28 protein-coding genes and 1 tRNA gene are annotated in these 26,947 nt (G+C 66.1%); 13 read left to right on the forward strand and 16 right to left on the reverse strand.

Annotated features, from left to right (window positions below):
• Nucleotides 1–41: 41 nt before the first annotated feature.
• Nucleotides 42–827: an enoyl-ACP reductase FabI gene (fabI, locus tag AC6LKD_RS13135; RefSeq protein ID WP_013391441.1), complete on the reverse strand. Its 786-nt coding sequence runs from the start codon at nt 825–827 to the stop codon at nt 42–44.
• 104 nt (nt 828–931) lie between these two features.
• The gene (locus tag AC6LKD_RS13140) at nt 932–1,828 is read right to left on the reverse strand and encodes a LysR family transcriptional regulator (protein WP_498116494.1); all 897 of its coding nucleotides are present in this window, start codon (nt 1,826–1,828) and stop codon (nt 932–934) included.
• Nucleotides 1,829–1,934: 106 nt separating this feature from the next.
• Here AC6LKD_RS13140 and AC6LKD_RS13145 point away from each other — a divergent pair, with 106 nt between their 5' ends.
• Both AC6LKD_RS13145 and AC6LKD_RS13150 read left to right on the forward strand, forming a co-directional pair.
• Nucleotides 1,935–3,008 (forward strand): succinylglutamate desuccinylase/aspartoacylase family protein, encoded by a 1,074-nt coding sequence (locus tag AC6LKD_RS13145; RefSeq protein WP_498116495.1) that lies wholly within the window; start codon nt 1,935–1,937, stop codon nt 3,006–3,008.
• Between the two features lie 36 nt (nt 3,009–3,044).
• Entirely contained in the window at nt 3,045–3,968 is a 924-nt protein-coding gene (locus AC6LKD_RS13150; RefSeq protein WP_498116496.1) for a pyridoxal-phosphate dependent enzyme, read from the forward strand.
• A gap of 46 nt (nt 3,969–4,014) precedes the next feature.
• Here the strand turns inward: AC6LKD_RS13150 and AC6LKD_RS13155 are convergent, their stop codons facing one another.
• From AC6LKD_RS13155 to gloB, 4 genes are all read right to left on the reverse strand, one after another.
• Nucleotides 4,015–4,647, reverse strand: coding sequence for a GyrI-like domain-containing protein (locus AC6LKD_RS13155; protein WP_498116497.1), 633 nt, complete (start codon nt 4,645–4,647; stop codon nt 4,015–4,017).
• Complete coding sequence (locus tag AC6LKD_RS13160; protein WP_492276950.1) at nt 4,629–5,171, reverse strand: PadR family transcriptional regulator; 543 nt, start codon at nt 5,169–5,171, stop codon at nt 4,629–4,631. Before AC6LKD_RS13160 ends, AC6LKD_RS13155 begins: the two co-directional genes overlap by 19 nt.
• A 94-nt stretch (nt 5,172–5,265) precedes the next feature.
• The gene (locus AC6LKD_RS13165; RefSeq protein WP_207470950.1) at nt 5,266–6,684 is read right to left on the reverse strand and encodes a transglycosylase SLT domain-containing protein; all 1,419 of its coding nucleotides are present in this window, start codon (nt 6,682–6,684) and stop codon (nt 5,266–5,268) included.
• A gap of 7 nt (nt 6,685–6,691) precedes the next feature.
• The gene (gloB, locus tag AC6LKD_RS13170) at nt 6,692–7,513 is read right to left on the reverse strand and encodes a hydroxyacylglutathione hydrolase (protein ID WP_013391448.1); all 822 of its coding nucleotides are present in this window, start codon (nt 7,511–7,513) and stop codon (nt 6,692–6,694) included.
• A gap of 20 nt (nt 7,514–7,533) precedes the next feature.
• Between gloB and AC6LKD_RS13175 the strand changes: the two genes are divergently transcribed.
• The 7 genes from AC6LKD_RS13175 (at nt 7,534) to AC6LKD_RS13205 (ending at nt 14,608) form a co-directional block, all read left to right on the forward strand.
• On the forward strand, nt 7,534–8,307 hold the full coding sequence (locus AC6LKD_RS13175) for a class I SAM-dependent methyltransferase (RefSeq protein WP_492276952.1): 774 nt from the start codon (nt 7,534–7,536) through the stop codon (nt 8,305–8,307).
• Nucleotides 8,308–8,365: 58 nt separating this feature from the next.
• The gene (gene rnhA / locus AC6LKD_RS13180) at nt 8,366–8,827 is read left to right on the forward strand and encodes a ribonuclease HI (protein ID WP_207470934.1); all 462 of its coding nucleotides are present in this window, start codon (nt 8,366–8,368) and stop codon (nt 8,825–8,827) included.
• Between the two features lie 180 nt (nt 8,828–9,007).
• On the forward strand, nt 9,008–10,096 hold the full coding sequence (locus tag AC6LKD_RS13185) for an efflux RND transporter periplasmic adaptor subunit (RefSeq protein ID WP_013391451.1): 1,089 nt from the start codon (nt 9,008–9,010) through the stop codon (nt 10,094–10,096).
• Nucleotides 10,097–10,129: 33 nt separating this feature from the next.
• A complete protein-coding gene (locus tag AC6LKD_RS13190; protein WP_498116498.1) occupies nt 10,130–13,246 on the forward strand; it encodes an efflux RND transporter permease subunit in 3,117 nt (1,038 codons plus the stop codon).
• Between the two features lie 3 nt (nt 13,247–13,249).
• Complete coding sequence (gene dnaQ, locus AC6LKD_RS13195) at nt 13,250–13,972, forward strand: DNA polymerase III subunit epsilon (protein WP_498116499.1); 723 nt, start codon at nt 13,250–13,252, stop codon at nt 13,970–13,972.
• Nucleotides 13,973–14,031: 59 nt separating this feature from the next.
• Nucleotides 14,032–14,106, forward strand: a tRNA-Val gene (locus AC6LKD_RS13200).
• Between the two features lie 334 nt (nt 14,107–14,440).
• The gene (locus AC6LKD_RS13205; protein WP_013391454.1) at nt 14,441–14,608 is read left to right on the forward strand and encodes a hypothetical protein; all 168 of its coding nucleotides are present in this window, start codon (nt 14,441–14,443) and stop codon (nt 14,606–14,608) included.
• A 24-nt stretch (nt 14,609–14,632) separates the two neighbouring features.
• Here the strand turns inward: AC6LKD_RS13205 and AC6LKD_RS13210 are convergent, their stop codons facing one another.
• From AC6LKD_RS13210 to AC6LKD_RS13230, 5 genes are all read right to left on the reverse strand, one after another.
• Nucleotides 14,633–15,097: a YaiI/YqxD family protein gene (locus AC6LKD_RS13210; protein WP_492276954.1), complete on the reverse strand. Its 465-nt coding sequence runs from the start codon at nt 15,095–15,097 to the stop codon at nt 14,633–14,635.
• A gap of 4 nt (nt 15,098–15,101) precedes the next feature.
• On the reverse strand, nt 15,102–15,368 hold the full coding sequence (locus AC6LKD_RS13215; RefSeq protein WP_207470912.1) for a hypothetical protein: 267 nt from the start codon (nt 15,366–15,368) through the stop codon (nt 15,102–15,104).
• A 42-nt stretch (nt 15,369–15,410) separates the two neighbouring features.
• Nucleotides 15,411–16,916, reverse strand: a complete 1,506-nt coding sequence (locus AC6LKD_RS13220) for a TAXI family TRAP transporter solute-binding subunit (RefSeq protein WP_498116500.1) — start codon at nt 16,914–16,916, stop codon at nt 15,411–15,413.
• Nucleotides 16,913–18,121 carry a sodium/glutamate symporter gene (gene gltS, locus AC6LKD_RS13225; protein WP_013391458.1) on the reverse strand — a complete coding sequence of 403 codons (1,209 nt, stop codon included), beginning with the start codon at nt 18,119–18,121 and terminating at the stop codon, nt 16,913–16,915. The genes AC6LKD_RS13220 and gltS overlap by 4 nt, the downstream gene beginning before the upstream one ends.
• A 187-nt stretch (nt 18,122–18,308) precedes the next feature.
• Nucleotides 18,309–18,806 (reverse strand): GNAT family N-acetyltransferase, encoded by a 498-nt coding sequence (locus tag AC6LKD_RS13230; protein ID WP_498116518.1) that lies wholly within the window; start codon nt 18,804–18,806, stop codon nt 18,309–18,311.
• Nucleotides 18,807–19,063: 257 nt separating this feature from the next.
• On the opposite strand from AC6LKD_RS13230, the gene AC6LKD_RS13235 reads away from it, so the two are divergent.
• Complete coding sequence (locus tag AC6LKD_RS13235; RefSeq protein WP_498116501.1) at nt 19,064–20,116, forward strand: glycosyltransferase family 2 protein; 1,053 nt, start codon at nt 19,064–19,066, stop codon at nt 20,114–20,116.
• Nucleotide 20,117: 1 nt separating this feature from the next.
• Nucleotides 20,118–21,695 carry a glycosyltransferase family 39 protein gene (locus AC6LKD_RS13240; RefSeq protein ID WP_498116502.1) on the forward strand — a complete coding sequence of 526 codons (1,578 nt, stop codon included), beginning with the start codon at nt 20,118–20,120 and terminating at the stop codon, nt 21,693–21,695.
• Here AC6LKD_RS13240 and AC6LKD_RS13245 read toward each other — a convergent pair.
• Complete coding sequence (locus AC6LKD_RS13245; RefSeq protein ID WP_013391462.1) at nt 21,655–22,050, reverse strand: GtrA family protein; 396 nt, start codon at nt 22,048–22,050, stop codon at nt 21,655–21,657. The two genes, AC6LKD_RS13240 and AC6LKD_RS13245, sit on opposite strands and share 41 nt — an antisense overlap.
• 36 nt (nt 22,051–22,086) lie before the next feature.
• Here AC6LKD_RS13245 and AC6LKD_RS13250 point away from each other — a divergent pair, with 36 nt between their 5' ends.
• Nucleotides 22,087–22,902 (forward strand): ChbG/HpnK family deacetylase, encoded by an 816-nt coding sequence (locus AC6LKD_RS13250; RefSeq protein ID WP_498116503.1) that lies wholly within the window; start codon nt 22,087–22,089, stop codon nt 22,900–22,902.
• 28 nt (nt 22,903–22,930) lie between these two features.
• Here AC6LKD_RS13250 and AC6LKD_RS13255 read toward each other — a convergent pair whose 3' ends face one another.
• Nucleotides 22,931–23,794 carry a LysR family transcriptional regulator gene (locus tag AC6LKD_RS13255; RefSeq protein WP_013391464.1) on the reverse strand — a complete coding sequence of 288 codons (864 nt, stop codon included), beginning with the start codon at nt 23,792–23,794 and terminating at the stop codon, nt 22,931–22,933.
• A gap of 122 nt (nt 23,795–23,916) precedes the next feature.
• On the opposite strand from AC6LKD_RS13255, the gene AC6LKD_RS13260 reads away from it, so the two are divergent.
• Nucleotides 23,917–24,399, forward strand: coding sequence for a multidrug/biocide efflux PACE transporter (locus tag AC6LKD_RS13260; protein WP_492276957.1), 483 nt, complete (start codon nt 23,917–23,919; stop codon nt 24,397–24,399).
• Here AC6LKD_RS13260 and AC6LKD_RS13265 read toward each other — a convergent pair.
• From AC6LKD_RS13265 to AC6LKD_RS13275, 3 genes are read right to left on the reverse strand one after another with little or no spacing between them, the layout of a single operon-like run.
• On the reverse strand, nt 24,374–25,024 hold the full coding sequence (locus tag AC6LKD_RS13265; RefSeq protein ID WP_498116504.1) for a GntR family transcriptional regulator: 651 nt from the start codon (nt 25,022–25,024) through the stop codon (nt 24,374–24,376). The genes AC6LKD_RS13260 and AC6LKD_RS13265 overlap by 26 nt on opposite strands.
• Complete coding sequence (locus AC6LKD_RS13270; RefSeq protein ID WP_013391467.1) at nt 25,024–25,989, reverse strand: branched-chain amino acid ABC transporter permease; 966 nt, start codon at nt 25,987–25,989, stop codon at nt 25,024–25,026. Before AC6LKD_RS13270 ends, AC6LKD_RS13265 begins: the two co-directional genes overlap by 1 nt.
• Before the next feature lies 1 nt (nt 25,990).
• Entirely contained in the window at nt 25,991–26,893 is a 903-nt protein-coding gene (locus AC6LKD_RS13275) for a branched-chain amino acid ABC transporter permease (RefSeq protein WP_013391468.1), read from the reverse strand.
• Nucleotides 26,894–26,947: the final 54 nt, after the last annotated feature.

Genomic DNA, 26,947 nt, shown 5'->3' on the forward strand with positions numbered 1-26,947 from the left:
GGCTGCCGCGGCTGGGGCCGTCGGCCCCGCCGCGCAGGGACTTAGTCTTCCATGCCCGGGACGATGGTCGAGAAGCCCGCGTCCACGTGGGTGATCTCGCCCGTCACGCCAGCGGCCAGGTCCGACAGCATGAAGGCGGCGACGTTGCCCACGTCTTCGATGGTGACGTTGCGGCGCAGGGGAGCCTGGGCTTCCACGAACTTCAGGATGGCCGAGAAGTCCTTGATGCCGCTGGCGGCCAGCGTCTTGATGGGGCCGGCGGAAATGCCGTTGGCGCGGATGCCGCGCGGACCCAGCGCCGTGGCCAGGTAGCGCACGCTGGCTTCCAGCGAAGCCTTGGCCAGGCCCATGGTGTTGTAGTTCGGGACCACGCGCTCGGCGCCCAGGTAGGTCAGCGTCAGCACGGAGCCGTTGCGGCCTTCCATCAGCGGCAGGGCCGCCTTGGCCATGGCGGCGAAGCTGTAGGCCGAGATGTCGTGGGCGATGCGGAAGCCTTCGCGCGACAGGCCGTCGAGGAAGTTGCCGGCGATGGCTTCGCGCGGCGCGAAGCCGATGGAGTGCACCAGGCCGTCCAGGCCGTCCCAGTGCTGGCCGAGTTCGGCGAAGGCGCCTTCGATCTGGCTGTCTTCGGCCACATCGCAGGGCAGCACGATCTTGCTGCCGAATTCGGCGGCGAATTCGCCCACGCGGTCCTTGAAGCGGTCGCCCACGTAGGTGAACGCCAGTTCGGCGCCTTGCTGGTGACAGGCGCGCGCGATGCCGTAGGCGATGGATCGGTTGGAAAGCACCCCGGTGACCAGGATGCGCTTGCCGGCGAGAAAGCCCATATATCTATCCTTTGATTTTTTCCCTCTGGAGACCGCCTATTTTAAGGAGTTTGCGCGGTTTCGCGATATGAAAAACCCGGGGTCGGATCTGCCCGGATTGCGCTTCAGGACGGTTGCCCGGGCGGCGGAAACAGGCGCACGAAGCTGGCGAGCAGGGGATCGCGCTGGTCGGCGCGCCAGACTAGCTCCAGATCGAACGTCAGGTCTATGCCGCCGACCTCCTTGAAGACCACGCCAGCGGGGCCGTGCTGCCTGAACGAGGCGGGAATGACGGCGCAGCCCAGCCCGGCCGACACCAGCCCAAGAATGGTGGGAAGATCAGTCGCCACGGCTGCCGGCCGGGTCATCGGAATGCCAGCGGCCCTGAGGATGCGCACCAGCGCGTCATAGTGCGAGGGCGACCCGGCGCGGGGGAACAGAATGAATTTCTGGCCGGCCAGATCCTTGAGCGTGCGGACGCTTCCCGCGCCGCGCGCCACCGCCGCGGGCATGGCCAGGATCATGCGGTCTTCATAGATTTTCAGCCCCTCTACTTCGCTGTCGAGCGGAGAGCGCCAAGCGACGATACCGGCGTCCAATTCATGGCGCTTGATCGCATCCAGCTGCCAGGCCGACAGGCCGGGTTCCACCATCACGTCGGTATCGGGCGAGGCGCGCGACAAGGCGGCGATCGCCCGTCCCAGGCCGGGCAGCCAGCTATAGCCGGGCATGACGCCGATCTTCAGCGAGCCGGCCTTGCCGTTGGCCGCCAGCGCGACCTGCGCCCGCAAGGCTTCGCTGCCCGCCAGCATCAGCTTCGCCTGGGCCTGCAGGGCCTCGCCGGCCCGCGTCAATGCCACGCCGCGCGGCAGCCGCACCAGCAGTTGCGCGCCGAGTTCCTCTTCCAGGGCCATCATCTGGCGGGATAGCGCGGGCTGGGCGATATGCAAAGCCTTGGCCGCGCCGGCGACACTGCCGGCCGCGCATACGGCCGCGAAATAACGCAACTGCCTCAACTCCATGCCATGCCTCCCAGGCATACGTAATGCTCAACAAAAGTATTTGTTGCGACGGCTAAAAATACCTATATTTTCCGATTGAATCCCATAACGTATACCCAAAAGGTCTATGACAAAAGCCACCTTCCGCGATTCGCCGTCGTTGCGTGACCGGCGGGTCGCGCACCTGCCCGCGCGCAACCCGCAGTGCGCGACGGCCTTCACCGACATCGATCTCGACGCGCCGGGCCGGCAGGCGGGCTTTCTGCATATTCCGCAGTCGCCTCACGACGACGCCTGGGGCACGGTGCGCATTCCCATGGCGGTACTGGCGAATGGCGACGGGCCCACGGTCATCCTGGAAGGCGGCAACCATGGCGACGAGTACGAAGGGCAGATCGTGCTGGGCGAACTGATCCGCGACCTGTCGCTGGACCGTATCCAGGGCAGGTTGATCGTCATGCCCTCGCTCAATGCGCCGGCGGCCGAAGCCGGACTGCGCACGTCGCCGCTGGACGGCAAGAACCTGAACCGCACGTTTCCCGGCGACCATGCCGGCAGCATCACGGAACAGATCGCCGCCTACGTCAGCGACCAGCTGTTCTCGCGCGGCGACGCGTTCCTGAGCCTGCACTCCGGCGGTTCGTCCCTGGACATCATTCCCAGCGCCCTGGTGCAGCCGTCGAAGGATGCGGAGCAGACCCAGCGCAATATCGACGCCGTGATGGCCTTCGGCGCGCCGTTCAACGTGCTGCTGGATACGCTGGGCGACACGCGCACCAGCGTCGCCACGGCGGTGGCCGCGGGACTCACCTGCGTCAGCACCGAGATGGCCGGACGCGGCACCGTGACGGACAGCGCGCTCGCGCTATGCCGCGCCGGCGCCTTGCGCGTGCTGGCGCATTGGGGCGTGCTGGACCAGGCCTGTGCCCAGCCGCTGGCGGCGCAGCCTGCGCCCCTGTACAAGGTCAGTGGCGCGACGTCCTACGTCATCGCCTCGGAGCGGGGCGTGTTCGAGGCTTACCATCGGCATGGCGAGGTCGTCGAAGCCGGCCAGCCCGCGGGCCGCATCCACCAGACCTTCGATCCGCGGCGCGCGCCGGTCGAACTGCTTTACGGGACCAGCGGGGTCGTCTTCGCCAAGCGGCATCCTGGCATCGTCGTACCCGGCAACGTCTGCTGCGTGGTGGCCAGCGCGGCGTGAGGCCGCAGCCCGATTCACTTTTTCAGAAATCAGAACATGGCAATCCATATCGAAACCCCGGCGCTCGCATCCCGCGCGTTCTCCCTGCGCAGCGGCAAGGACGTGCGCCTGAAGATGGAGGCGCTGCAGCCCAGCGGCTCGTTCAAGGCGCGCGGCATAGGCCATGCCTGCCAGATCTACAAATCCCGCGGCGCCCGGCGCTTCATTTCTTCGTCCGGCGGCAATGCCGGCTATGCGGTGGCCTACGCCGGCCGCATGTTGGCCACGCCCGTGACCGTGGTGGTGCCTGCCACAACCTCGGAACGCGCCAAGAGCCTGATCCGCTCCGAGGGCGCCGAAGTCATCGTGCATGGCGCCTCCTGGATGGAGGCCAACGCCCACGCACTCGAACTCATGACGCCGGCCGACGCGTTCCTGCATCCCTTCGATGATCCCTTGCTATGGGAGGGGCACGCGACCATGATCGACGAGCTGGCCCGGCAGGGCGGGCGGCCGGACGTGGTCATCTGCTCGGTGGGTGGCGGCGGGCTGCTGTGCGGCGTGGTCGAAGGCCTGCGGCGCAACGGCTGGGCCGAGGTGCCGGTGATCGCGGCCGAGACCACCGGCGCGGATTCCTACGCCCAGGCCCTGAGCGCGGGGGCGCCCGTGCTGTTGCCCGAGATCAGGTCGATTGCGACTTCATTGGGCGCGCGCCAGGTCTGCGACCGCGCGCTGGAACTGGCGAAAGAGCACCCCATCGAGAGCGTCGTCGTATCGGACGCCGCCGCGGTGGCGGCCTGCGAAGACGTGCTGCTCGAGCACCGCATCCTGGTCGAGCCCGCCTGCGGCGCATCGGTGGCGGCGCTGGACAGCGACTCGGAGTTCCTGAAGAGCGCCCGTTCGGTGGCGGTCATATTGTGCGGCGGCGTGGGTGTCACGGCGGGCCAGCTGGCGCAATGGAGCGCGCAGTTCGCGGCGTAGCCCTGCTAGCGGGCCGGGCGAGGGTGACTGGTCGCGCCGTCCGGCCTTACTTGGGCAGAAGGCTCACGGGTTGCCGGAGAATGACCTTGCGTTTCGTGGGGGCGGTGCGAGTCCAATCATCAAGATAGATCTCGTGATACGGCCCTGACGGCGCCAAACCTTCTTGCGGCAGATGCTCCCCGTAGAGCTTTTCAAGCATGGCGGGCAGATCATTGGTTGGGCCCACATGAAGAATCTGTACGCACTTTCCTTCGGCCAGCGCCTCCCAGCGCGGCGTTGGCGCACCGTTCAGTTCGTGGCGCATTTGCGCGGCGGATTCCTCAAGGCACGCCGCATTCGCCCACACAGGCAAGGTTATCTGCGCGCGCCAACGCCAATTCTCGCGATGGCCTGCTGCGAAGTCGCGCATATCGTCTGCCCAATAGAGCAATTCCACCGGAGGCTCGACAAAGGCCTTTCCCAAGCGTTCACGAGCTTCGCGCCGTATGGGATAAATGGCGGTGTAAAGGCCTTTGATCGCTGCCGTGACGGACGACGGTTCGGGAGATCCTGCGCCATCCCAGACTGCGAATGGCAGCTTGGGCACATCGATCATGCTGAAAGCCCCCGCCGGGGGGGCGTAGAGCGCCCTGAGCATCGCTCTGTCGCGGATCAAATCGATCATTCCTTCGTCGGCCATGGCTTGCTCCTCATGTAATCCAGGGTGGTGGTGATCCACCCGCGCTCTGCAGCCAGTTGGCTCGCGGAAAAGTCAAAAAGGACTTCAATGTGATCAGGCATCGGCTGCCGCTGCCGGCGCATGAGTTCGAGCCGTTCTGCTTCTGCCATGACCGAAGACAGGCGGTTATCCAACGCAGCCAGCGCTGACTCGCGCGACAGCGCGGGCCAATGAATCATTCCCAGCAAAAGGGATGAATGCGTGGGGCGATAGGCTCCAAGGGCAGAGATCGTTTGTTCCAGCAGCGCCTGGTGGCCCGCGGCAGTCGCCGAAAACGTCTTGCGCGCCTTGGTTCCAGCCGGGGCTTCCGCCAAAACCAGTCCCGCTTTCTCCAACTTTCCAAGCACGAAATAGATCGAGGAAAAACCGATCTGGGTCCATTCACGCATGCCCCGGGTTTCGATGACTTGTTCAAGTTCATAGCCGTGCCGCGGCATTTCTGCGACGAGGCCTAGTAGCAAGAGCTCGGAGTCGGTCAGGTTCATTGTTTTTATTCTAGTACTAGAATAAAAAGACAGGCAAGCTGAAATAAAAAAGGCGCGCCCCGCAAGGACGCGCCTTTTGTTGTTCCGGCGGCGTTCAGCCGCGGGCGTTGGTGCCCGGCACGCGTAGCTGCGAGCCCACCTTCAGGGCGCTGCCCTTGATGTTGTTGAGCGCGCGCAGCGCGTCGACCGAGGTGCCGTACTGCTTGGCCAGCGAGAACAGCGTGTCGCCCTGGCGCACCTTGTGGGTGCGGACATTGGGACGGGCGCTGGCGACGCGGGCGGCCGGCGCTTGCGCCGCGCGGCCGCGCGGGGCGGCGGCCTTGTTGTCCGACGGCGCCGAGTCCAGGGCGCCCACCGGCGGCGCCAACGAGGCCAGTTGCACGCCGCCCGTGCCGGGTTCGCCCGGCACCAGCAGGGATTGGCCGGAAGCCGACTTCTGGCGCGAGCCGATGTCGTTGGTCTGGCGCAGCGTGGCTTCGCTCACGCCGAAACGCTTGGCGATCGAGGCGTAGGATTCGCCACGGCGCGAGTGGTAGATCTTCCAGGCGCTGAGGTCGCCCTTGTAGTTGGTCAGGTTGGCGTTGAAGATCTCGACGCGGTCGGCCGGCAGCAGCAGGGTCGGGCCGTGGTCGCCGCGGATGACGGGGCGGTTGAACGAGGGATTCAGCGCCTTGAATTCGTCCAGCGGCATTTCGGCCAGCTTGGCGGCGATTTCCAGGTCGATGTCGCTGTTCTTCTGGACCGTCACGAAGTAGGGCGTGTTGCCCACCGGGGGCAGGGCCACCGCATAGCGCTGCGGATCGGCGATGATGTTCTTGATGGCCTGCAGCTTGGGCACGTAGTTGCGGGTTTCGTCGGGCATGTTCAGGGACAGGTAGTCCGTGCCCTGGCCGGCGGCTTCGTTCTTGGCCATGGCGCGCTGCACCGAGCCTTCGCCCCAGTTGTACGAGGCCAGCGCCAGGTACCAGTCGCCCTGCATTTCAAACAGCTTTTCCAGGTAGTCCAGAGCCGCGTTGGTCGAGGCAATGGGATCGCGGCGCTCGTCGCGCCACCAGTCCTGCTTCAGGTTGAAATGCTGGCCCGTGGCCGGCACGAACTGCCACAGGCCCGAGGCCTGGGCGCGCGACAGCGCGGTCGGGTTGTAGGCGCTTTCGACGAAGGGCAGCAGCGCCAGCTCGGTCGGCAGGCCGCGGCGGTTGATCTCGTCGACGATGAAATACAGGTACTTGCCGGCGCGTTCCGCCATGCGCTGCACCGACTCGGGGTGGGACGCGTAATAGTCGGTCCACTGCTGCGAGAGGTCGGTGTTCAGGTTGGGGATGGCGAAACCGCGGCGGATGCGGTCCCAGGCGTCGGCGGGCGGGTTGGTCAGATCCACCGTCCGGGACGTGTCGCGGGCGATGTATCGCCCTTGGGAATTGGTGGTGAGGTTCTTGCTATCGGGGGCTTTGGTTCCTGCGCAACCGGCGAGGACTGCCAGCATGAGCGGCAGAAGGAGTCGGGATAGATTCATCAGGCTGTCACTTGAAATCGTTCTTCCATTTACGAAGGGAGGCAAAAACCTCTACCGGCGTAGCGTGGCTGTGGCCGGCCCAGCGCTCTGCGGCGTGGACGACCTCAACTTCTTGCGTGCGCAAAAACGGATTGGCCGCGCGTTCCTGTCCGATCGTGGACGGAAGCGTGGGAAGACCTTCTGCTCGTAATTGCTGGGCCTGCTGGTGCCACTGTTGCAGGCTGCGGTTGGCCGGATCGACTGCCAAGGCCCAGCGCAAGTTCGCTAGAGTGTACTCGTGTGCGCAAAAAACCTGTGTATCTGGCGGTAAAACAGCAAATTTCCCTAAAGAATCATGCATTTGCGCCGGAGTGCCTTCGAAAAGACGGCCGCAGCCCCCCGCAAACAGGGTGTCGCCACAGAACAGAACCGGCTGCTGGCCGGCTGCCCGGCCGTAGTACGCGATGTGGCCGGCGGTGTGCCCGGGCACGTCCAGCACGGTCAGATCCAGGTCCAGTTCCGGGATCGCCACGCGGTCGCCTTCCGCCAGGCGCACATCGCAGCGCGGCAGCTGTTCATGCGCGGGCCCGTATACGGTGATGCCCTCGATGCGGGACAATTCCGGAACACCGCCCACGTGGTCGCCGTGATGGTGCGTGAGTAGAATGGCGCGCAGTCTCAAGCCCGTCCGGTCCAGCCATTGCAGCACCGGGCCGGCATCGCCGGGATCCACCACAGCGGCTTCGCCGCCGTGGACGATGGCCCAGATGTAGTTGTCGTTGAAGGCGGGTAGAGGCAAGACCGCGGCGTTGCGATCGCGGCCGCCTGTGGGGGCGGTCATGGCTTGCATGGGATTCGAAGGAATAAAACGTGGCAGAAGATACTCCGCCGATTGTAGAACTGGCCGAATGGTTCCAGACGCCGCCGGGACAGTACGCCCTGGCCTGGGAGCGGGCGCAGTTCGACGCGGCTGTCGCGGACGTGTTCGGATATTACGCCTGGCAGGTCGGCCTGGCGGACATGAATCTGCTGCGCGCCAACCGTATGCCCTTCAAAGGTTACGTGGGTACCGAGACTCCGTCCGCGGAAAGCGCGGCCAGCTGGCAGTCGCGGGTGGTGCTGGCCGAGCCCGAGGCCCTGCCGTTCGAATCCCAGAGCGTGGACCTGCTGATCCTGCCGCACGCCTTCGAATGCGCCGAAGAACCCCACAACGTGCTGCGCGAGGTCGAACGCGTGCTGGTGCCGGAAGGGCGGGTCGTGATCTCGGGCTTCAACCCCTGGAGCATGTGGGGCGCGCGCACGCGCATGCCCGGCATGGAGCCCTGGCTGCCTCAGCCGCCGTCGTCCCAGGTGTCCTTGCCGCGTCTGAAGGACTGGTTCAAGCTGCTGTCGCTGGAGGTCGACGCCAGCCACTTCGGCTGCTACGCGCCGGCCTGCCGCAGCGAAAAATGGCTGCAGCGCTGGTCCTTCCTGGAGTCGGCGGGCGCCCGCTGGTGGAGCCTGGGCGGTGCGGTCTACGTGGTGTCGGCGGTCAAGCGGGTGGCCGGCATGCGTATCATTGGCCCAGCCTGGAAGAAGGCCAAGCCCAAGCGTGCCCGCGCTGCGTCGGTGGTGGTCAACCGCCAGGCGGACGACGGCTCCTGAAGGACATGGCTCCGCGCCGCGGAGCCGATTTTTTTAGCAAGGAATACCAGGCAGCACCATGCAGGACGACAAAGCGAACGAGCAGAAAGTGGAAATGTGGACCGACGGCGCCTGCAAGGGCAATCCCGGTCCGGGCGGCTGGGGCGTGCTGATGCGCGCCGGGGGCCACGAAAAGACGCTGCATGGCGGCGAACTTCAGACCACCAATAACCGGATGGAACTGCTGGCGGTCATCCAGGGCCTGCGCGCGCTCAAGCGCCCGTGCACGGTCATCATCCACACGGACTCCCAATATGTGATGAAGGGCATGACCGAGTGGCTGGCCAACTGGAAGCGGCGCGGCTGGATGACGGCCGACAAGAAGCCGGTCAAGAACGTCGAACTGTGGCAATTGCTGGACGAACAGGTGCAACGCCATACGGTGTCCTGGCGCTGGGTCCGCGGACACGCCGGCGATCCGGGCAACGAACGGGCCGACCAATTGGCCAATATGGGCGTGGAATCGGCCAAGCGGGGCTGAGGGCATCGGGATATACCCTCAAATCCGCCCTCAGGGGCGGATTTAGTTCTTTCATCCGGCTTCAGGATTGTTCCAGTATGTAAATCCGGGTGCTAAAGTGCCAACCCTCATTCCAGTTCCTGCGGCGCAGTCCGCGTGGGGGCATGCCTGGCCCGCGCCGCAATACCGCCACATTTGCGCATGAAAAAAGCAGTACTGCTCGCCGCCGTAGCGGCAGGGGTGGCCGCGGGGGCCGCGCTCGGCGTTTTTGTGCCGCGCTGGCTCGCCTTCGGAACCGTCAGTCCACCACCCGGCGCCGTCGAAGCGCCCCTGGTCACGCGCGCCGCGCCCGTCCGGGTCGAAGTGGCCGCCGTCGAAGAGATTCCTTTCGCGCGCGGCATCTCGGCCGTGGGCAGCCTGCGCTCCGACGAATCCGTGGTGCTGCGCCCGGAAGTGGCCGGCCGCATCCAGTCCATCGATTTCAAGGAAGGCCAGCCGGTCAAGCGCGGTGACGTGCTGATCCGCCTGGACGATTCCGTGCCGCGCGCGGAATTGGCCCAGGCGCGCGCCAATCTGACGCTGGCGCAAAGCCACTACCGGCGCTCCGTGGAGTTGCAGGGCAAGGGCTTCGTCAGCCAGCAGGCGCGCGACGAGTCCGCCAGCACGCTGAAGGTGCAGGAAGCCGCCGTGGCGCTGGCCCAGGCGCGGCTGGACAAGATGACGATCTCGGCGCCGTTCGGCGGCATTGTGGGCTTGCGCAGCGTGTCGGTGGGCGACTACGTCAATCAGGGCCAGGACTTGGCGCCGCTGGAGGCGATCGATCCGCTCAAGGTGGACTTCCGCGTTCCCGAAATGTATTTGAGCAAGGTGGGCGTGGGCCAGCAGTTGACGCTGCGCATGGATGCGCTGCCCGGCCAGGAGCGGCCGGGTACGGTTTACGCGGTCAGCCCGCTGGTCGATGCGGGTGGACGTTCCATCCTGCTGCGCGCCACGGTCGCCAACAAGGATGCGGTGCTGCGCCCGGGCATGTTCGCCCGCGTGCAGTTGCAGTTCAATCAGGACAAGGCGCTGGTCGCGCCGGAAGCCGCGTTGTCGCCCTCGGGCGCGACGCAGTATGTCTACCGGGTCAAGAACGGCGCGGCCGAGCGGCGCGAGGTCACCATCGGCGAGCGCCGCGAGGGCCGCGTCGAGATCCTGACCGGGGTGGCGGCGGGCGATCAGCTGGTGGTGTCGGGCCTGCAACGGGTGACGGACGGCGCCGCGGTGACCGTTCTGGCCAACGGCGCGTGACGCCGGCTTTTTTCCCTATCTGGCGGTAGCGCAATGCGTATCTCGGAAACCTGCATCAAGCGGCCGGTGTTCGCATCGGTCCTGTCGCTGATCATCGTGCTGATCGGCCTGATTTCGTATTCGCGGCTGACCGTGCGCGAATACCCAAAGATCGATGAGCCCATCGTTTCGGTGGACACCACCTACAAGGGCGCCTCGCCCGAGGTGATCGAGTCGCAGGTGACCAAGCCGCTGGAAGACCAGCTGGCCGGCATCGAGGGCGTGGACGTGATGACCTCGCGCAGCCGCTCGGAACGCAGCCTCATCAACATCAAGTTCAATCTGTCGCGCAATCCGGACGCCGCAGCCGCGGAAGTCCGCGACAAGGTCTCGCGCGCGCGCCGCTTCCTGCCTGATGAAATCGACGAGCCCATCATCGGCAAGGTCGAGGCGGACTCCCAGCCCATCATCTACATCGCGGTCGAGTCCGGTACGTATTCCGCGATCCAGACCTCGGACTACATCAACCGCTACATCAAGACCCGCCTGTCGGTGCTGCCCGGCGCGGCCGAGGTGCGCGTCTTCGGCGAACGCCTGCCGTCCATGCGCATCTACGTGGACCGCGACAAGCTCGCCGCCTACGGCCTGACCGTGCAGGACGTGGAGGCCGCGCTGCGCAGCCAGAACGTGGAGATTCCAGCCGGCCGCATCGAATCGCGCGCCCGCGAGTTCTCGGTGGTGTCGTCCACCGACCTGCAGACGCCGGCGCAGTTCGAGAACGTGATCGTCGCCAACGTCAAAGGCTACCCGGTGCGCATGCGCGACGTGGCCAATGTGGAGATTGCCGCCGCCAGCGACCGCGTGCTGTCGCGATTCAACGGCAAGCCCGCCATCAACATCGGCGTGACGCGCCAGTCCACCGCCAACCCGCTGGAACTGTCCAAGGCCGCGCGCGAGGAAGTGGCGCGCCTCAACGAGAACCTGCCGGCCGGCATGAAGCTGAACATCGCGTACGACTCGTCGGTGTTCATCGAGCGCTCCATCGATTCCGTGTTCCACACCATCGGCGAAGCCATCGTCCTGGTGGTGCTGGTGATCTTCTTCTTCCTGCGCAACCTGCGCGCCAGCATCATCCCCATCGTCACCATCCCGGTATCGCTGGTGGGCGCCTGTGCGCTGATGTACCTGTTCGGTTTTTCCATCAACACGCTGACCCTGCTGGCCATGGTGCTGGCCATCGGCCTGGTGGTGGACGACGCGATCGTGGTGCTGGAAAATATCTTCCGCCACATCGAAGAGGGCATGCCGCGCAAGGAGGCCGCGCTGCGCGGTTCGCGCGAGATCGGCTTCGCGGTGGTCGCGATGACCATGACCCTGGTCACCGTGTACGCGCCGCTGGCCTTCGCCACCGGCCGCACCGGACGGCTGTTCATCGAATTCGCGCTGGCGCTGGCCGGCGCGGTGCTGGTGTCGGGCTTCGTGGCGCTGACGCTTACGCCCATGATGTGCTCGGTGCTGCTGCGCCACCAGAGCAGCCACAGCCGCTGGTACAACCTGATCGAAGGCTGGCTCAATGCCATGAGCAACGGCTACCGGCGCGCGCTTGGGGCCTCCCTGCGCCATCGCTGGCTGGTGGTGGTGATAGGCGTGGCGGTGGCGGCCGCGAGCGGCGTGCTGTTCAAGGTGGTCAAGAGCGAGTTGGCGCCCATCGAGGACCGCGGCGTGGTGTTCGGCATCGTCAGCTCGCCGGAAGGCGCCACGCTGACCTACACGCTGGAAAGCATGCTGGGCATCGAGAAGTTCTATTCCGAGATTCCGGAGGCCAGCGGCAGCCAGGTGACCGTAGGCTTCCCCACGGTGACGGACGGCACCGCCATCCTGCGCCTGAAGCCCTGGGAAGAACGCAGCCGCAAGCAGCAGGCCATCACGCAGCAGTTGCAGCCGCAGTTCGCCTCGCTGCCCGGGGTGCGGGCGTTTCCGACCAATCCGCCGTCGCTGGGCCAGTCGGCGCGCTCCAAGCCGGTTGAGTTCATCATCATGAGCCAGGCGTCGTACGCCGAGCTGTCGCGCCTGACCGAAGTCTTCCTGGCCGAACTGCGCAAGTATCCCGGCCTGATCAATCTGGACACGGACCTGCGCTTGAACACGCCCGAGTTGCGGGTGCGGGTGGACCGCGACAAGATGGCCGACGTGGGCGCCAACGTGGACACCGTGGGCCGCACCCTGGAATCGATGCTGGGCGGCCGCCAGGTCACCCGCTACAAGGACGAAGGCGAACAGTACGACGTGATCGTGCAGGTGACGCCGCGCGACCGCGCCAATCCCACCGACATCTCCGGCATCTATGTCCGGGCGCGCGACGGCAGCATGGTGCAGCTGGACAACCTGCTGGGCGTGCATGAAGGCGTGTCGCCTCAGTCGCTGAACCACTTCAACCGCTTGCGCGCCGTGAAGATCGACGGCGCGGTGGCGCCGGGCTACGCCCTGGGCGAAGTCCTGGCGCACATGCACCAGGTGGCGCGCGACGTGTTGCCCAACACCATCGTGACCGACCTGGACGGCCAGTCGCGCGAGTTCCGCGATTCCTCCGGCAGCATCTATCTGGTCTTCGCCATGGCGCTGGCCTTCATCTACCTGGTGCTGGCCGCGCAGTTCGAAAGCTGGCGCAATCCCTTCATCATCATGCTGTCGGTGCCGCTGTCCATGACCGGCGCGCTGTTGGCGCTGTGGCTGACCGGCGGCACCTTGTCCATCTACAGCCAGATCGGCCTGATCACGCTGGTGGGGCTGATCACCAAGCACGGCATCCTGATCGTCGAATTCACCAACCAGCTGCGCGACGAGGGCAAGGAATTGTTCGAGGCCGTGGTCGAGGCCAGCGTGCTGCGCCTGCGCCCCATCCTGATGACGACCGGCGCCATGGTGCTGGGCACCGTGCCGCTGGCGCTGTCCACGGGCGCGGGGGCGGAATCGCGCCAGCAGATCGGCTGGGTTCTGGTGGGCGGGCTGATGCTGGGTACACTACTGACCTTGTTCGTCGTGCCGGTGGCCTATACCTTGATCGCCACCGCACGCAAGAAACCCGGCCAGGCCGGCAGCGCAGCGCATCATCCGGACCCCGCTCCGGCGCCGCACGCGCAGCCCGCCGCGCCTGCCCAAGCGTCGGAATAAGTTATGCGCCAGATCATCTTTGACACTGAAACCACCGGACTGGACCCTGCCCAGGGCCATCGCATCGTCGAGATCGGCTGCGTGGAAATGGTTAATCGGATGAGCACCGGCAACAACCTGCACATCTACCTGAACCCGGACCGCGACAGCGACCCCGAGGCGCTGGCGGTGCACGGCCTGACCACGGAGTTCCTGTCCGACAAGCCGCGCTTCGCCGATGTCGCGGACGAGTTCGTCAAGTTCATCCAGGGCGCCGAGCTGATCGCGCACAACGCGGCATTCGACGTCAAGTTCTTCAACGCCGAACTCGCCAAGACCGGGCGCGGCCCGGTCACCGACTACTGCGAGACGGTCACCGATTCGCTGTTGCACGCGCGTTCGCTGTTCCCGGGCAAGCGCAATTCGCTGGACGCGCTGTGCGACCGTTTCGGCATCTCCAACGCCCACCGCACGCTGCACGGCGCATTGCTGGACTCGCAGCTGTTGGCGGAAGTCTGGCTGGCCATGACCCGCGGCCAGGACGCGCTGCTGATCGATGTGGACGATGGCGCCAGCGCTGGCGGCAACGGCGTCGTGCTGGCCCGGTTCGACGCGTCGGGTCTGCCCGTGCTCAAGGCCAGCGAAGCGGAACTGGCCGAGCATGAAACCTACCTCGCGGCACTGGACAAGTCCGTGGGCGGGGAGTGCACCTGGCGCAAGATCGAGGCGCCGGTGGCGGCCGTCTAAAGTTTTTCGAGGCGACTTGCACACGTTCAAAAAAACGTGCTAATATTTTGCCTCTTTCGGGGTGGTTAGCTCAGTGGTAGAGCACTGCCTTCACACGGCAGGGGTCACTGGTTCGAACCCAGTACTACCCACCAAAGACCCTTGGAAGACAACGCAGGCCCCAGGTCCAACGTTGTCGGCGTCCCAAGGTTAAAAAGACGCAAAGCAAAAAGCCAGCCGCGAGGTTGGCTTTTTTGTTTTGTGCGCGTCGAACATATCGAGCCCGCCTTCAAGCCCAAGTGCTTTGGCCCGGGGTGCTTTGCATATGGGACGCCAGCCATTGCGCGGAACCGTCCCTTTCATTACGCTTAGATTGATTTGACGCAAGCGGACTCTTATCGATTGAGCCGCATCGCATGCGAGCCTGACTATCATTGATAACAAAGGCTTTGGCCCGTGGGGCCAGGCGTAGGCGAACAGGAGAAGGTCATGTCCGAGCACACCACTACCATGTTGATCATCATCGGCGCTGGCGTGGCGCTCATGCTGATCGGCTTCGGGCTGCGCGACCGCAATCTCGGCATGGGGCTGATGGGCGTAGGCCTGATCACGGCCCTGGGCACGATCATCTACAAGGCCTACATCACCTTCTATTGACCGCCTGTCGCGGCCGCCGGGGACTCAGCCCTTTTGCGCGTTGCGCGCGGTGCGCGCCAGCAGGCTGTCCAGCTGGTTGGCGAAGGCCTTGCGGTCGGCCTGGCTGAACGATGCCGGGCCGCCGGTGTCTACGCCGCTGGCCCGCAATTCTTCCATCATGTCCCGCAGCGCCAGCCGTTCCCGAATGGTTTCCGGCGAATAGCGCTCGCCGCGCGGGTTCAGCGCCAGCGCGCCTTTTTCCAGGACCTCCGCGGCCAGCGGGATGTCGCCGGTGATGACCAGGTCGCCCGGCTCCGCGCGTTCGGCGATGTGGGCGTCGGCGACGTCGAAGCCGCGCGGCACCTGCACTGCGCGGATCAGCGGCGAGGGCGGGGTGTAAAGCATCTGGTTGGCCACCAGAGTCAGCGGCACCTGCCAGCGCTGGGCGGCGCGGAACAGGATGTCCTTGATGACCGCGGGGCAGGCGTCCGCATCGACCCAGATGTGCATGCGCTTACTTGTCCAGCGCGTTCTGCAGCACTTCGGCGACGATGTCGTTGGTGGACACGCCGCGTTCGGCCGCCAGGGCGCGCAGCTTGTCGGCGTGCGCCTGCGACAGCTTCAGCGGGAAGGGCACCAGGCCGGCGGCCTGGTCCAGCTTGCGCTGCTCGCGGCGGTCGGGCGCTTGCGAGGCGGTGCCGAAGCGGTCCGGCGTGGCGGCTTGCTTGAGTTGGCCGGCCAGCTTCAGGGCCTGGTTTTTCTGCAGATCGAATTTATTCATGGGAATTCCTGGTAGGGAGCGCAATCATAAGCGCAACCGGCTTCATTGCGGTTTGGCCTGTTCCAGCTTGGCCAGCCCTTCCTGGGCGCCGTCGTGCAGCGGCACGGTCAGCCCGCGCCGGGCGGTCGCTATGCCGACCTGGGCGCCCTGGGCCGATCCTGCGGCCAGCAGATCCTGTCCGGTCACGTAAACCGCGCGCACGATGACCAGGGCTTCATCGCGGGTCAGGTCGGCGGTGGTGAGCAGCAGCGCCGCCATGCCCACGGTGGGGATTGCTTCGGTCTGGTTGGGGTAGGTGCCGGCGGCGATATCCAGCGGCATCAGCGCGTTGTCCTCGGCCGCGGTCAGCGTCTTGATGGCGGCGGGGTCCAGTGGCAGCAGTTTCAGGCGCGCCTGGGTCAACGCGTCGCGCAGGGGCGTTGCGGGCACGCCAATGACCTGGGCGGCGGCGTCGACCGTGCCGGAGTTCAAGGCCGGCAGGGACTCGGTGAAGGGTGTGTCGGCCACCTTGTAGTCGCGGCCGGCCTGCAGGCCGTGGGCGGCCAGCACTGTTTCCAGCGTGGCGCGCACCGCCGAGCCTTCCGGCCCGAGGGCGATGGTCTTGCCCTTGAGGTCGCGCACGCCGCGCAGGGCGGCATCGTCGCGCACCACGATATGGACCAGCTCCGGATACAGGCTGCCCAAGGCGCGCAGCCCGGTGAACGGACCCTGGCCCGCGAACGGCCCCTTGCCGTCATAGGCGAGACGCGCCGTGTCGGCCTGGGCCAGCCCGACCACGGCGTCGCCGCTGCGCAGCAGCGCGATGTTCTCGGCGCCACCGCCAGTGATCAGGGGCGAGACGCGGATCTGCTGCTTACGCGCCACGTCGCTCAGGGCGCGCGCGAAGGCCACATACTCGCCGCGGTCCGGGCCGCCGGCCAGCGGGTAGCCCTGTTGCATGCGGGCCAGCCGGCCGTTGATGCGCGCCACCGAACGCTCCAGCTCCTGCTGCACCACGTGCTGCGCGGTGCTGGAGGCGCTATAGGAAACCGAATGGGTGATCTGGTCCAGCGTGTCCAGCAACTGGCGCGTGACGGGCGGCGGCGCGCCGGTGTCCAGGTTGGGCGCCTCGGCTGCCTTGAAGCCGGCCGGGGTCACCAGTTTCCAGGTGTCGCCGTCCTTGCGGTAGATCGCGCTGGCGTGCGCAACGATGCGGTCGCCGGCCTGGTTGCCGCCGGATTTCACGCCGCTGATGCTGCGCGGGCCGGCCCCCAGCAGCGTGACCAGCGCGGCGGCGCCGGGCTGGTCCCAGGCGCCCAGAGTGACGTTGCGTCCCAGGTCCAGTTCGACGTCGTAATAGACCACGCGGCGGGTTTCACCCGCGGGGGCGCTGTTGTCCGAGGCCGATCCCATGCGCTTGAGTTCGGCGATGCGGAACAGGCCGGCGCCATAGGCGGTGGCCAGGCTGTGCTCGACGTCGGCGCGCAAGGCGTCGGTATCCGGCGCGCGGCCGCAGGCCGCCAGCAGCAGGCAGAGGCTCAGGATGATGAGGCGTTTGAACATGGTCACATACCCCCCACGAACGGCAAGGAGATCAGCGAGGTCAGCACGATCACGTTGAGGATGTCGACCAGGAAGGCGCCGGTGACCGGTACGACGATGAACGCTTCCGGCGCCGGGCCATGGCGCCGCGTCAGTGCCTGCATGTTGGCGATGGCAGTGGCCGTGGCGCCCAGCGCGAAGCCGCAGAACGCAGCCGACATGATGGCGGCCTCGTAGTCGCGCTTGAGCATGCGGAACACCACCCAGGCGGCGTACAGCGCGCAGACCAGGGTCTGCACCACCAGCATCATCGCCAGGGGGCCGGCCAGGCGCGCCACGCTGGACAGGTCCAGCGTCATCATGGTCATGCCCAGGAACAGCGACAGGGAGATGGTGCCGATGATCTCGGTGGCGCGGTCGTCCAGCTTCAGGCCCAGCCGTTCGCCGCCGTTGCGGATCAGCACGCCCGTGGCCAGGCACCAAAGGAAGTTCGGCAGGCTGACTGGGGCGTCCTCGACCAGCGCGGCCAGGTAGCCGCCCACCACCAGGCAGACCAGCGCGGCGGTCAGGGACACGATGTAGGAGCCCGCTGTGGAGGTAGGCGCGTTTTCCATGAGGTCCGGGGCCTCGTGGCCGTCGCCCGGCGCATGGTCGAGGCTGCCGGCCAGCTTGTGGCGCCGCATCAGCCATTCGGCCACCGGTCCGCCCACCACGCCGCCCAGCACCAGCCCCAGGGTGGCGGAGGTCATCGCCAGCGCCATGACGTCCTGGATGTTGTTGAAGTCGGCGAAGCGCGTGGCATAGGCCGCGCCCGTGCCGTGTCCGCCCACCAGCGTGATGGTGCCGCCCAGCAGGCCCATCAGCGGATGCATGTCCAGCAGCCAGGCCATGCCCAGCCCCACCGCGTTCTGCAGCACCAGGAAGGGGATCAGGGCCAGCAGGAAGGCGATCAGCCTGGGGCCGCCCTTGGCCAGCAGCTTGAGGTTGGCGGTCAGGCCGATGCTGCCGAAGAACAGCAGCAGCAAGGTCGGCTTGATGCTGGTTTCCAGCGATACGGAAACGCCGCCCCAGGTGGACAGCAGGTAGGCCAGCACGGCGAACAGCAGGCCGCCCACGATGGGGTCGGGAATGCTGTAGCGGGCGAGGACGCCGATCCGGGTGGTGAGCACGCGTCCGATGACCAGGACGAGGCAGCATGCCAGCAGCGATTGAACGGGCGTAAGCGAGATCATAGGTACCTTTGCGCCCTGTCAGGGCACGGTGAACTTTCTGGCTGTTTGAACCCTGCCGCCTCACACGGACTGAGGCTTATGTTACGTCCGCCGCGATGGCGGTGTACATGGGGGCAGGGGAGCGGCGCGCGGCGCGGAGCCGGGCGGGCGGAGAGGCCGTGGCGGGAGGCCGCCGCGGCCGGGGCGGCTAGAGCGGAAACGCGCGCGACATGTACTGCGCGCGCGGCCCATAGCCGGCCAGTTTTTCGGCCAGGTCGGCGCTGTCTGCGCTGACCGGCTGATAGCCGTGGCGCTGCCAATAGCCCACGGCGGATTCCAGGGACACCAGGCTTGCCCAGCGCAAACCGCCTTCGTGTGCGCTGGCCGCGGCGGCGCGCAGCAGCGCCTGGCCGACGCCCAGTCCTTGCGCCGAAGGCGCCACGGCGCAGTCGTGCAGGAACCAATGGTCGGCACCGGCCGGCAACGCAGCCAGCGTGACGTCCAGGGCAGGGGGCAGTCCCGCGTCCCAGGGATAGGAGATCAGATAGCCCAGCAACCCGTCCAGATTGGCGGAAGCTTGCGCGACCCAGCAGTGCGTGGGGGCGAGCGTCAGGCGGTTCTGGAAGAAACCGGCGCTTTCCAGCAGGAAACCGGGGTAGGCCAGGGTCTGGAGGGCCAGGATGGCGTCCACGTCGCTGGCCCGCATGGGCCGGACTCGATATTGCATGACAACCTGCGAAAACAAGAACTCGGGCGCATTTTACCGATGCGCGCGCGGTCCCCGGCTTTACAGGCCTTCACAAATTGGGGACACAGGTTCACCGGACTTTATTGTTTTCAGGGATCGGGCTCCTAGAATTTGCCCTGGATTACCGGCTGATCGGGCTGCGGCGCATTTTATGAAAATTCAACGACCCGCTGCGCATACTGCTCGCCATAGTCCTGCAATCCGAGTCTAGAGCCATGCACATCCAGTTCCGGTCCGAACCCATCGTCCCGCAAGTCTTGACCAAATCGTTTCCCCTGGAATCGGTGTGGCTGGCGGCCGAGGCCAGCGTACCGTACGACACCTGCGTGACCTGCGTCATTCCCTGCCTGAATGAATGCGAGAACCTGCGGGTGCTGCTGCCGTTGCTGCGCAACCGTCTGGAGGCGCTGTGCACAAGCTGGGAAATCATCGTGGCCGACGACGGCAGTACCGACGGCACGGAAGCGCTGATGGCCGAATGGACCGAGCACGATGGATTCCGCTACGTGCAGCTGTCGCGCAACTTCGGCAAGGAAGCCGCGATCAGCGCCGGCCTGGAAGCGGCCACCGGCAATGCAGTGATCTGCCTGGACGCCGATCTGCAGCACCCCCCCGCGCTGATCGAGCAGATGCTGGCGCGCTGGGCGGCTGGCGCCGAGATGGTCTACGCCGTGCGCGAGACCCGCGCCGATGAATCCTGGGCCAAGCGCGCTGGCGCGCGCTGGTTCTACAAATTGCTCAGTGGCGCGCGCGGCGTGGACGTGCCGGCGCACGCCGGCGATTTCCGCCTGATGGACCGCAGCGTGGTGAACGCCTTGATTGCCTTGCCCGAACGCACCCGTTTCATGAAGGGCCTGTACGCCTGGGTCGGCTTCAAGGGCGAGGCCCTGACCTATACCCCCGACGAGCGCATGCATGGCGACAGCCGTTTTGGCAGCATGCGCCTCTTCCGGCTGGCGCTGGACGGCCTGACCGCCTTCACCACCTGGCCGTTGCGCCTGGTCAGTCTGGTCGGCGTGGCTTTCGCCATGCTGGCGCTGGCCTATGCGGCTTACTTGGTTGGCGAATACCTGTTCTTCGGCAACGAGGTCTCGGGCTGGACGACGATCGTGACGGCGGTGCTGTTCTTTGCCGGCGTGAATCTGATTTCGCTGGGCGTGGTAGGCGAATACGTGTCCCGGATCTTCGACGAAGTGAAGGGCCGGCCTCTGTTTGTCGTGCGCCGCCGCCAGGGCCGGACTTCCCGGCCGGGCCAGGGTTTGAGCTGACATGCCCGCCACCACTTTCTGGCGGCGTTCCGATTGGACCCCGCCGGCGGGACGCTTCCTGCTCGCGATAGGCGCGTGGCTTGCCTTCCTGGCCTGGCTCAGGCCGCTGACCCTGCCGGACGAAGGGCGCTATGCCGGCGTGGCCTGGGACATGCTGCGCAGCGGCTCGCATGCGGTGCCCTTGCTGGACGGCATGCCGTACTTCCACAAGCCGCCGCTCTATTACTGGCTGACCGAGCTGTCCTTCTCGATCTTCGGCGTGCATCCCTGGGCGGCGCGAGTTCCTTCCTGGCTGGCCGCGTGGGGCGCCCTGGCGGCTCTGTACTGCTTCGTGCGGCGCTACCGCGATAGCGCGGCGGCCGCGCTGACCGTGCTGGTCCTCGCCACCATGCCGTTTTTCTATGGGGGCGCGCAGTTCGCGAATCTGGACATGCTGGTGGCCGGCCTGATCACGCTATGCGTGCTGGCCGCGGCGGACGCGGTGCTGCGCGTCGAGCAAGGCCAAGCGTGGCGCGCGATGTCGGTGGCGGCCGCGGTGCTGGCGGCGTTGGCGGTACTGGCCAAGGGCCTGATCGGCTTGGCGTTGCCGGGCGCCATCCTGCTGATCTGGCTGCTGTGGGAGCAGCGCTGGCGCGGCCTGGCCGCGCTGTTCTGGCCGCCCGCGCTGTTGGCCTTCATCGCCGTGGCGGCGCCGTGGTTCGTGCTGATGCAGCTGCGCTATCCCGGTTTTTACGACTATTTTTTCGTCTATCAGCATTTCCAGCGCTTCGCGGCCAACGGCTTCAACAATGCGCAGCCGTTCTGGTTTTACCTGCCGGTGATCGTCGGGCTCAGCCTGCCCTGGTCGCTTTGGGGGGGCGGCATTCTGCGCAAGGCGTTCTGGGAAGGCCCCTCGCGCAGCCTGCGGCGCCTGGCCTTGGCGTGGTTTGCCGTTGTGGTGGTGTTTTTTTCACTGCCGAACTCCAAGCTTGTGGGCTATGTCCTGCCGGCGCTGGCGCCGCTGGCCTTTCTGCTGGCGGAAGTGATTCAGGGCGCCAGGCGCGCCGATGCTGAAGGCACCACGCGCCTGGTGCGTCTGAGCGCGGCCGTGGCGGCTGGCATCTGCGTCATCGCGGTGGGCATTGCGGCCAACAATGCGCGCGGCAGCGCCGCTCCCCTGGCCAAGGTGGTGCGCCAACAGGCGCAGCCGGAAGACACCTTCGTGTCGCTGCACACCTATCCTTTCGATCTGGCGCTGTACGCCAGAGCCGCGCGGCCCGCGTGGGTGGTGGACGACTGGCGCAACCCCGAGGTGCCGGTGCGGGACAACTGGCGCAAGGAACTGTACGACGCCGCCCAGTTCGATCCCGAGACGGGCGCGGAGGTGCTGCTAAGCCCCACCGAGTTCACTGCGCGTCTGTGCCAGGCGGCGGAAGGCGCGCGTTTCTGGGTATGGGGTACCGCGGCGGACAACCCGGTCTATCCGCCGCTGCAGGGGCTGGCGCCCGTGGCCAGCAGCGTGAAGTACGTGATGTGGCGCGTCGACGTGGACGCGGCCTTCAGGCAGCGGGTTTGTGGCGGAATGCCCAGAACCGGCTGACGATGAAGGTCGCCACGGCGAGCCCGAGCAGGATCAGCGCGAGCAGGATGTCGTAGCGGATGGCGGTGTTGTGCAGCAGCCAGGCGTAAGCGGCTTCGTTGATGAGGAAGCCTATGGCTGACACAAAGAAGAAACGGCGCGCTGCTACCGTCCAGGGAGTTTTGGAATGTCGGAACGTCAGCCGGTAGTGGCCGGTGAAGGAAACCGCGAAGGCGATCAGCCAGCCCACCAGGTTGGCGGCCAGGGGCGGCATGCGCAAGAGTTCGACGCAACCCACGGCGACAGCCCAATGGGTGGCTGCGGCGGCGCATCCGACAGCAATGAAGGTGCTTACTTGTTGCAGCAGGGCGCGCATGAAGGCTGTGATGAAAGAGAAGTCAAAGGTATAGCGATGAGCAAACGTATCGTGGTCTGCGGTGACGATTTTGGCATGAATGCCGACATCGATGAAGGCATGATTGCGCTGGCCGGCATGGGCCGCCTGAGCGCGGTCAGCTGCCTCGCGCTGGGCCCTTCGTTCGCGGCGAACGCAGGGCGGCTGGCGCAGATGAATGTGGATATCGGCCTGCACGTGAACTTCACCGAAGCGCTTGAACCCGGCGCTGAACCCATGCCCACGCTGAGCCGGCTGATCCTCAATGCCTACACGGGCAGGCTGGACGACGCCTGGGTCGAGGCGCTGCTGGAACGCCAGTTCGATGCCTTCGAGGCCGCGTTCGGCCGCGCGCCGGATTACGTCGATGGCCACCAGCACGTGCATCAGCTGCCCGGCATCCGCGAACGCCTGCTGCAGCTGCTCAAGCGGCGTTACGGAGCGCACATGCCGTGGCTGCGCCAGACGGCGCCAGGTATGCAGTTCGGCATACCCTTGAAGGAAGCCATCAAGGCGCGCGTCATCGGCGCACTGGGCTCCGCGGCGCTGGCGCGCCAGGCGCGTCAGGACGGCATGCGCACCAACCGCCGGCTGCTGGGCGTTTACGGTTTCGAAGGCGGCAAGCGCCGCTACGCGGATCTGCTGCAGAACTGGCTGTTCAACGCGCGCGACTGCGACCTGCTCATGTGCCATCCGGCGATGGGCAGCCAGGACGGCTGCGCCATGTCGCGCCAGCGCCGCGCGGAATTCGACGTGCTGGCCAGCCCCAAGCTGGGCGATTGGCTCAACGCCAACGGCGTGCACATCTCGCGCTTGCCCGCCACGGCGCGCTGACCGGCTCCAGATCCTGTTGCGTGCGGCGTTAGCCGCCCGTCAGGCTTTGCAGCAGCCAGGCGCCCGCCGGCCCCAGCGCGCGGCGGCGCGACCAGACCGCATCGACGCGGATGTGGCGCGGCCAGCCCGGCGCTTTCAACTCCACCAGCTGGTCCTGGCCGAAGCGCTGGATCATCCAGCGCGGCAGCTCGGTCCAGCCGAATCCGCGGCTGGCCATTTCCAGCAGCATCAGATAGCCGGGCGCCGACCAGGTGGCATAGGCTGGCTCGGCTTCCTTGTCGCCCAGTTCATACGTGCTCAGGCGCAGCGCGCGCTCGGATTTCAGCTGGTCTTCGGTGACTCGGGGCAGCTTGGCCAGTGCGTGGCCGCGGCCCACGCACAGAACGATCTCCGACAGCTCCGCCAGCGTGGCGTGCGCCACGTCGGGCGGATAGCTGTCCTGCGCGGCCATCAGTCCCAGGTGAGCGCGTCCCTGCTGCACCAGCGCCACCACGTCCTCGTATTCCGCGATCAGGCATTCGAAACGCAGCGCCGGATAGCGCTGATCGATCTGGCTGAGCATGGTATCGAAGGTCTCGGATTGGAAGGTGTCGGACAGTACCACCGTCAGCCGGGGCTCCAGCCCCTCAGCCAGTTGGCTGGCGCTGCGGTTCAGCCTGTCGTTCGCCGCCAGCACCTGCAGGGCCTGCCCCAGCAGCACCTGGCCAGCCTCGGTCAGCGTCGGCTGCCGCTGGCTGCGGTCGAACAGCGTGACGTTCAGGTCCACCTCCAGGTTGGCGACGGTCTCGCTGACGGTGGACTGGCTTTTGCCAAGCTTGCGGGCGGCGGCGGAAAACGTGCCTTCGGAGGCAACCTGGGCGAACGCTGCCAGGGATTCCAGGGAGTGGCGCATGCGGGCAGGCTCCGGGGTAGGGCTTATGGATTATCGGTTTTTCCGATGAAAACCATCTTTATGGTAACGGAAATATCGTCGAAAATTCCTGCCACTGAGTATCAACCGACCGCAGGTGGGTCATGACCCAAGCCAAGAAATCCCTCAAAGAACGTTTCCTCCACGCCTTTCTGTTCGAAATCATCGCCATCGGCCTGTGCGCCCCGGCGGCCGCCTGGGCCATGGGCAAGTCTCTGTTTGAAATGGGCGTGTTGACCGCGGTGATCGCCTGGATCGCGCTGGTCTGGAACATGATCTACAACGCGGGCTTCGACCGCATCGAGAACCGCATGGGCTGGACCCGCACGCTGCGGTTGCGCGTGGTGCACGCCTTCGGTTTCGAATTGGGCCTGATCCTGATCGTGATTCCGCTGGCGGCCTGGTGGCTCAATATCAGCCTGTGGCAGGCCTTCGTGCTGGATATCGCGCTGGTGCTGTTCTATCTGCCCTACGCCTTCCTCTACAACCTGGCGTATGACCGTTCGCGGCCGCGGGTCTTGCAGTGGCTGGCCCGCCGCAATGGGCAGGCCGCGCCGGCCGTCACGCGTCAATCACCTTGCGCGTGAACATCTCCAGGTAGTCCATCAGCGAGTCCGCGCCCTTGATGGCCGCGGACTCGTTGCCGGTGGCGATGCCTTCGGCCATCAGCATGTGGCGGCGCGCGCCTTCGGCAATGTCGCCCTCGTGCTGGTAGGCGTACCAGAAGCGCCGGCACTGGATGATCAGCGGCGCCACCGCGTTTACGGCCGAGGCGTTGCGGCAGGCCTGGTGGCAGACGTGGTCCAGCAGCTGGTCGGCATGCATGTAGTCGTCGAGATTGCCGCCTTCCGCCGCGCGTATCATCTGCGCCGCGCAATCCACGATCTGGCTGCGCTGAGCCGGCGTGGCGCGGCGCGCGGCATTGGCGGCGATCAGCTGCTCCAGCGCCCGGCGGGTCTGGATCAGGTCCATGTGGTCGGCCAGCTGGATCATGGACACGCGCAGGCCGCGCCGCGGCTCCTGGCGTATCAGCCCGGCGGCGACCATGCGCAGCAGCGCCTCGCGCAGCGGCGTGCGCCCCAGGCCGGTCTTTTCGACCAGATCCGCCTCGACGACCGCGCTGCCCGGTTGCAATTGCAGCGTGGCGATCATGCTTTCGATCTGATCGTAGGCGACATCGGCGGCGCGCCGTTTGGATTCTGCTGCTGCCATCAACTATTGTTTTCCTTCGTTTTGCGCCACTGCGCGTAGGCCAGCCATTCGCCGACGAATCCGCGCCGGAAGAACGACACGCACAACACGAAAATCAGTCCGATGACGATGGTGACGACGTCGCCCAGGGTGGCAAGGTAATTCTGCAAGCTGACGACCAGCGTCGCGCCGACCACTGGCCCCCATACCGTGCCGATGCCGCCCAAGAGCGTCATCAGCAGCACTTCCGTGGAGGTAGCGAGCGACACGTCGTTCAATGCAACCAGCTGGAGCACCAGCGCCTTCAGCGAACCGGCCAGGCCGGCGACCGCGGCCGACAGCACGAAGGCCAGCAGCTTGCACCGGTCTGTATCGTAACCTAGCGATATGGCGCGTGGCGCGTTGTCGCGGATGGTCTTGAGCACCTGGCCGAAGGGCGAATGGATCACCCGGTAGACGAACAGGAAGCCCAGTACAAACACCCCCAGCGCGAAGTAATACATGTTGGCGTCGACGCTCAAATCCACCAGGCCCAGGAACTTGCCGCGCGGAATGCCCTGCATGCCGTCTTCGCCGCGCGTCCAGCCCACCTGCACGGCCATGAAATACGCCACCTGCGACAGCGCCAGCGTGATCATCGCGAAGTAGATGCCGGTGCGCCGGATCGCCAGCCAGCCGATCGCGTAGCCGATGGCGGCGGCCATGGCCACGCCGCAGGCCATGGCGATCTCTGGCGGCAGGCCGCGGGCGCCAAACAGGATCATCATTTCGCCGGCCGCGTAGCCGGCCCAGCCGAAGAACGCGGCGTGGCCGAAGGACACCAGCCCGGTAAAGCCGGTCAGCAGGTTGAAGGCCAGCGCGAACAGCGCAAAGCACAATACCTTCATCACAAACACGGGGTAGACGATCTGCGGGAAGAACGGCACCAGCAGGGCCGGCACCAGCAGCAGCGCCAGGATGCGGATCGAGGAGGGTATGCGCTGCACCTTATTTCTCCTTGCCGAACAGGCCGGCCGGGCGCGTCAGCAGAACGATCGCCATCACGATGAAGACGACCACCGTCGAGGCTTCGGGATAGAACACTTTGGTCAGCCCTTCCAGCAAGCCCAGGGCCAGTCCGGTGACGATGGCGCCCATGATGGAACCCAGCCCCCCGATCACGACCACGGCGAACACGATGTTCAGCAGGTTCGACCCCATCAGGGGGTTGATCTGCATGACGGGCGCGGCCAGCACCCCGGCTACGCCGGCCAGCGCCACGCCGAAGCCGTAGGTCAGGGTGATCATCACCGGTACGTTGACGCCGAAGGCCTGCAGCAGCCTGGGATTTTCAGTGCCGGCGCGCAGCATGGCGCCCAGCCGGGTCCGCTCGAACAGATACCAGGTGGCCAGGCATAGCACCAGCGACGCCACCACCACGAAAGCGCGGTATGCCGGCAGGAACATGAAGCCCAGGTCGAAGCCGCCCTGCAGGATCTCGGGCGGTTCATAGCCCACGCCCGAGATGCCGTAGAAGTAGCGGAAGCCGCCTTCCATCATCAGCGCGATGCCGAAGGTCAGCAACAGGCCATACAAGTGGTCCAGGTGGTAGAGCCGCTTGAGCAGCGTCTTCTCGATCACGACGCCCACCAGCCCCACCAGCAGCGGCGCCACGATCAGCGCGGCCCAGAAGTTGATCTGCACGCCCGGACCCAGCAGCTGCGGCAGCTGCGTGAAGCCGATCCAGGCCAGGAACGCCGCCATCATGAATTGGGCGCCGTGGGTGAAATTGACGATGTTGAGCAGGCCGAAGATGATGGCCAGCCCCATGCTCAGGATGGCGTAGAAGCAGCCGTTGATCAGCCCCACCAGCAGTTGGGCGAGCAAGGCGGGAAGCGAGATGTCGAACATAGTAGGCGGCGGGCGGACAGGTGTCGCGTCGATTTCCGGGAAGCGCGCGGCGGT

The sequence above is a fragment of the Achromobacter sp. D7-1 genome (assembly GCF_059760445.1).

Coding starts and splice junctions, on each gene's coding strand:
- fabI (WP_013391441.1), bottom strand. CDS start 827: ATGGGCTTTCTCGCCGGCAAGCGCATCCTGGTCACCGGGGTGCTTTCC.
- AC6LKD_RS13140 (WP_498116494.1), bottom strand. CDS start 1,828: ATGGAGTTGAGGCAGTTGCGTTATTTCGCGGCCGTATGCGCGGCCGGC.
- AC6LKD_RS13145 (WP_498116495.1), top strand. CDS start 1,935: ATGACAAAAGCCACCTTCCGCGATTCGCCGTCGTTGCGTGACCGGCGG.
- AC6LKD_RS13150 (WP_498116496.1), top strand. CDS start 3,045: ATGGCAATCCATATCGAAACCCCGGCGCTCGCATCCCGCGCGTTCTCC.
- AC6LKD_RS13155 (WP_498116497.1), bottom strand. CDS start 4,647: ATGGCCGACGAAGGAATGATCGATTTGATCCGCGACAGAGCGATGCTC.
- AC6LKD_RS13160 (WP_492276950.1), bottom strand. CDS start 5,171: ATGAACCTGACCGACTCCGAGCTCTTGCTACTAGGCCTCGTCGCAGAA.
- AC6LKD_RS13165 (WP_207470950.1), bottom strand. CDS start 6,684: ATGAATCTATCCCGACTCCTTCTGCCGCTCATGCTGGCAGTCCTCGCC.
- gloB (WP_013391448.1), bottom strand. CDS start 7,513: ATGCAAGCCATGACCGCCCCCACAGGCGGCCGCGATCGCAACGCCGCG.
- rnhA (WP_207470934.1), top strand. CDS start 8,366: ATGCAGGACGACAAAGCGAACGAGCAGAAAGTGGAAATGTGGACCGAC.
- AC6LKD_RS13185 (WP_013391451.1), top strand. CDS start 9,008: ATGAAAAAAGCAGTACTGCTCGCCGCCGTAGCGGCAGGGGTGGCCGCG.
- AC6LKD_RS13190 (WP_498116498.1), top strand. CDS start 10,130: ATGCGTATCTCGGAAACCTGCATCAAGCGGCCGGTGTTCGCATCGGTC.
- dnaQ (WP_498116499.1), top strand. CDS start 13,250: ATGCGCCAGATCATCTTTGACACTGAAACCACCGGACTGGACCCTGCC.
- AC6LKD_RS13205 (WP_013391454.1), top strand. CDS start 14,441: ATGTCCGAGCACACCACTACCATGTTGATCATCATCGGCGCTGGCGTG.
- AC6LKD_RS13210 (WP_492276954.1), bottom strand. CDS start 15,097: ATGCACATCTGGGTCGATGCGGACGCCTGCCCCGCGGTCATCAAGGAC.
- AC6LKD_RS13215 (WP_207470912.1), bottom strand. CDS start 15,368: ATGAATAAATTCGATCTGCAGAAAAACCAGGCCCTGAAGCTGGCCGGC.
- gltS (WP_013391458.1), bottom strand. CDS start 18,121: ATGATCTCGCTTACGCCCGTTCAATCGCTGCTGGCATGCTGCCTCGTC.
- AC6LKD_RS13230 (WP_498116518.1), bottom strand. CDS start 18,806: ATGCGGGCCAGCGACGTGGACGCCATCCTGGCCCTCCAGACCCTGGCC.
- AC6LKD_RS13235 (WP_498116501.1), top strand. CDS start 19,064: ATGCACATCCAGTTCCGGTCCGAACCCATCGTCCCGCAAGTCTTGACC.
- AC6LKD_RS13240 (WP_498116502.1), top strand. CDS start 20,118: ATGCCCGCCACCACTTTCTGGCGGCGTTCCGATTGGACCCCGCCGGCG.
- AC6LKD_RS13245 (WP_013391462.1), bottom strand. CDS start 22,050: ATGCGCGCCCTGCTGCAACAAGTAAGCACCTTCATTGCTGTCGGATGC.
- AC6LKD_RS13250 (WP_498116503.1), top strand. CDS start 22,087: ATGAGCAAACGTATCGTGGTCTGCGGTGACGATTTTGGCATGAATGCC.
- AC6LKD_RS13255 (WP_013391464.1), bottom strand. CDS start 23,794: ATGCGCCACTCCCTGGAATCCCTGGCAGCGTTCGCCCAGGTTGCCTCC.
- AC6LKD_RS13260 (WP_492276957.1), top strand. CDS start 23,917: ATGACCCAAGCCAAGAAATCCCTCAAAGAACGTTTCCTCCACGCCTTT.
- AC6LKD_RS13265 (WP_498116504.1), bottom strand. CDS start 25,024: ATGGCAGCAGCAGAATCCAAACGGCGCGCCGCCGATGTCGCCTACGAT.
- AC6LKD_RS13275 (WP_013391468.1), bottom strand. CDS start 26,893: ATGTTCGACATCTCGCTTCCCGCCTTGCTCGCCCAACTGCTGGTGGGG.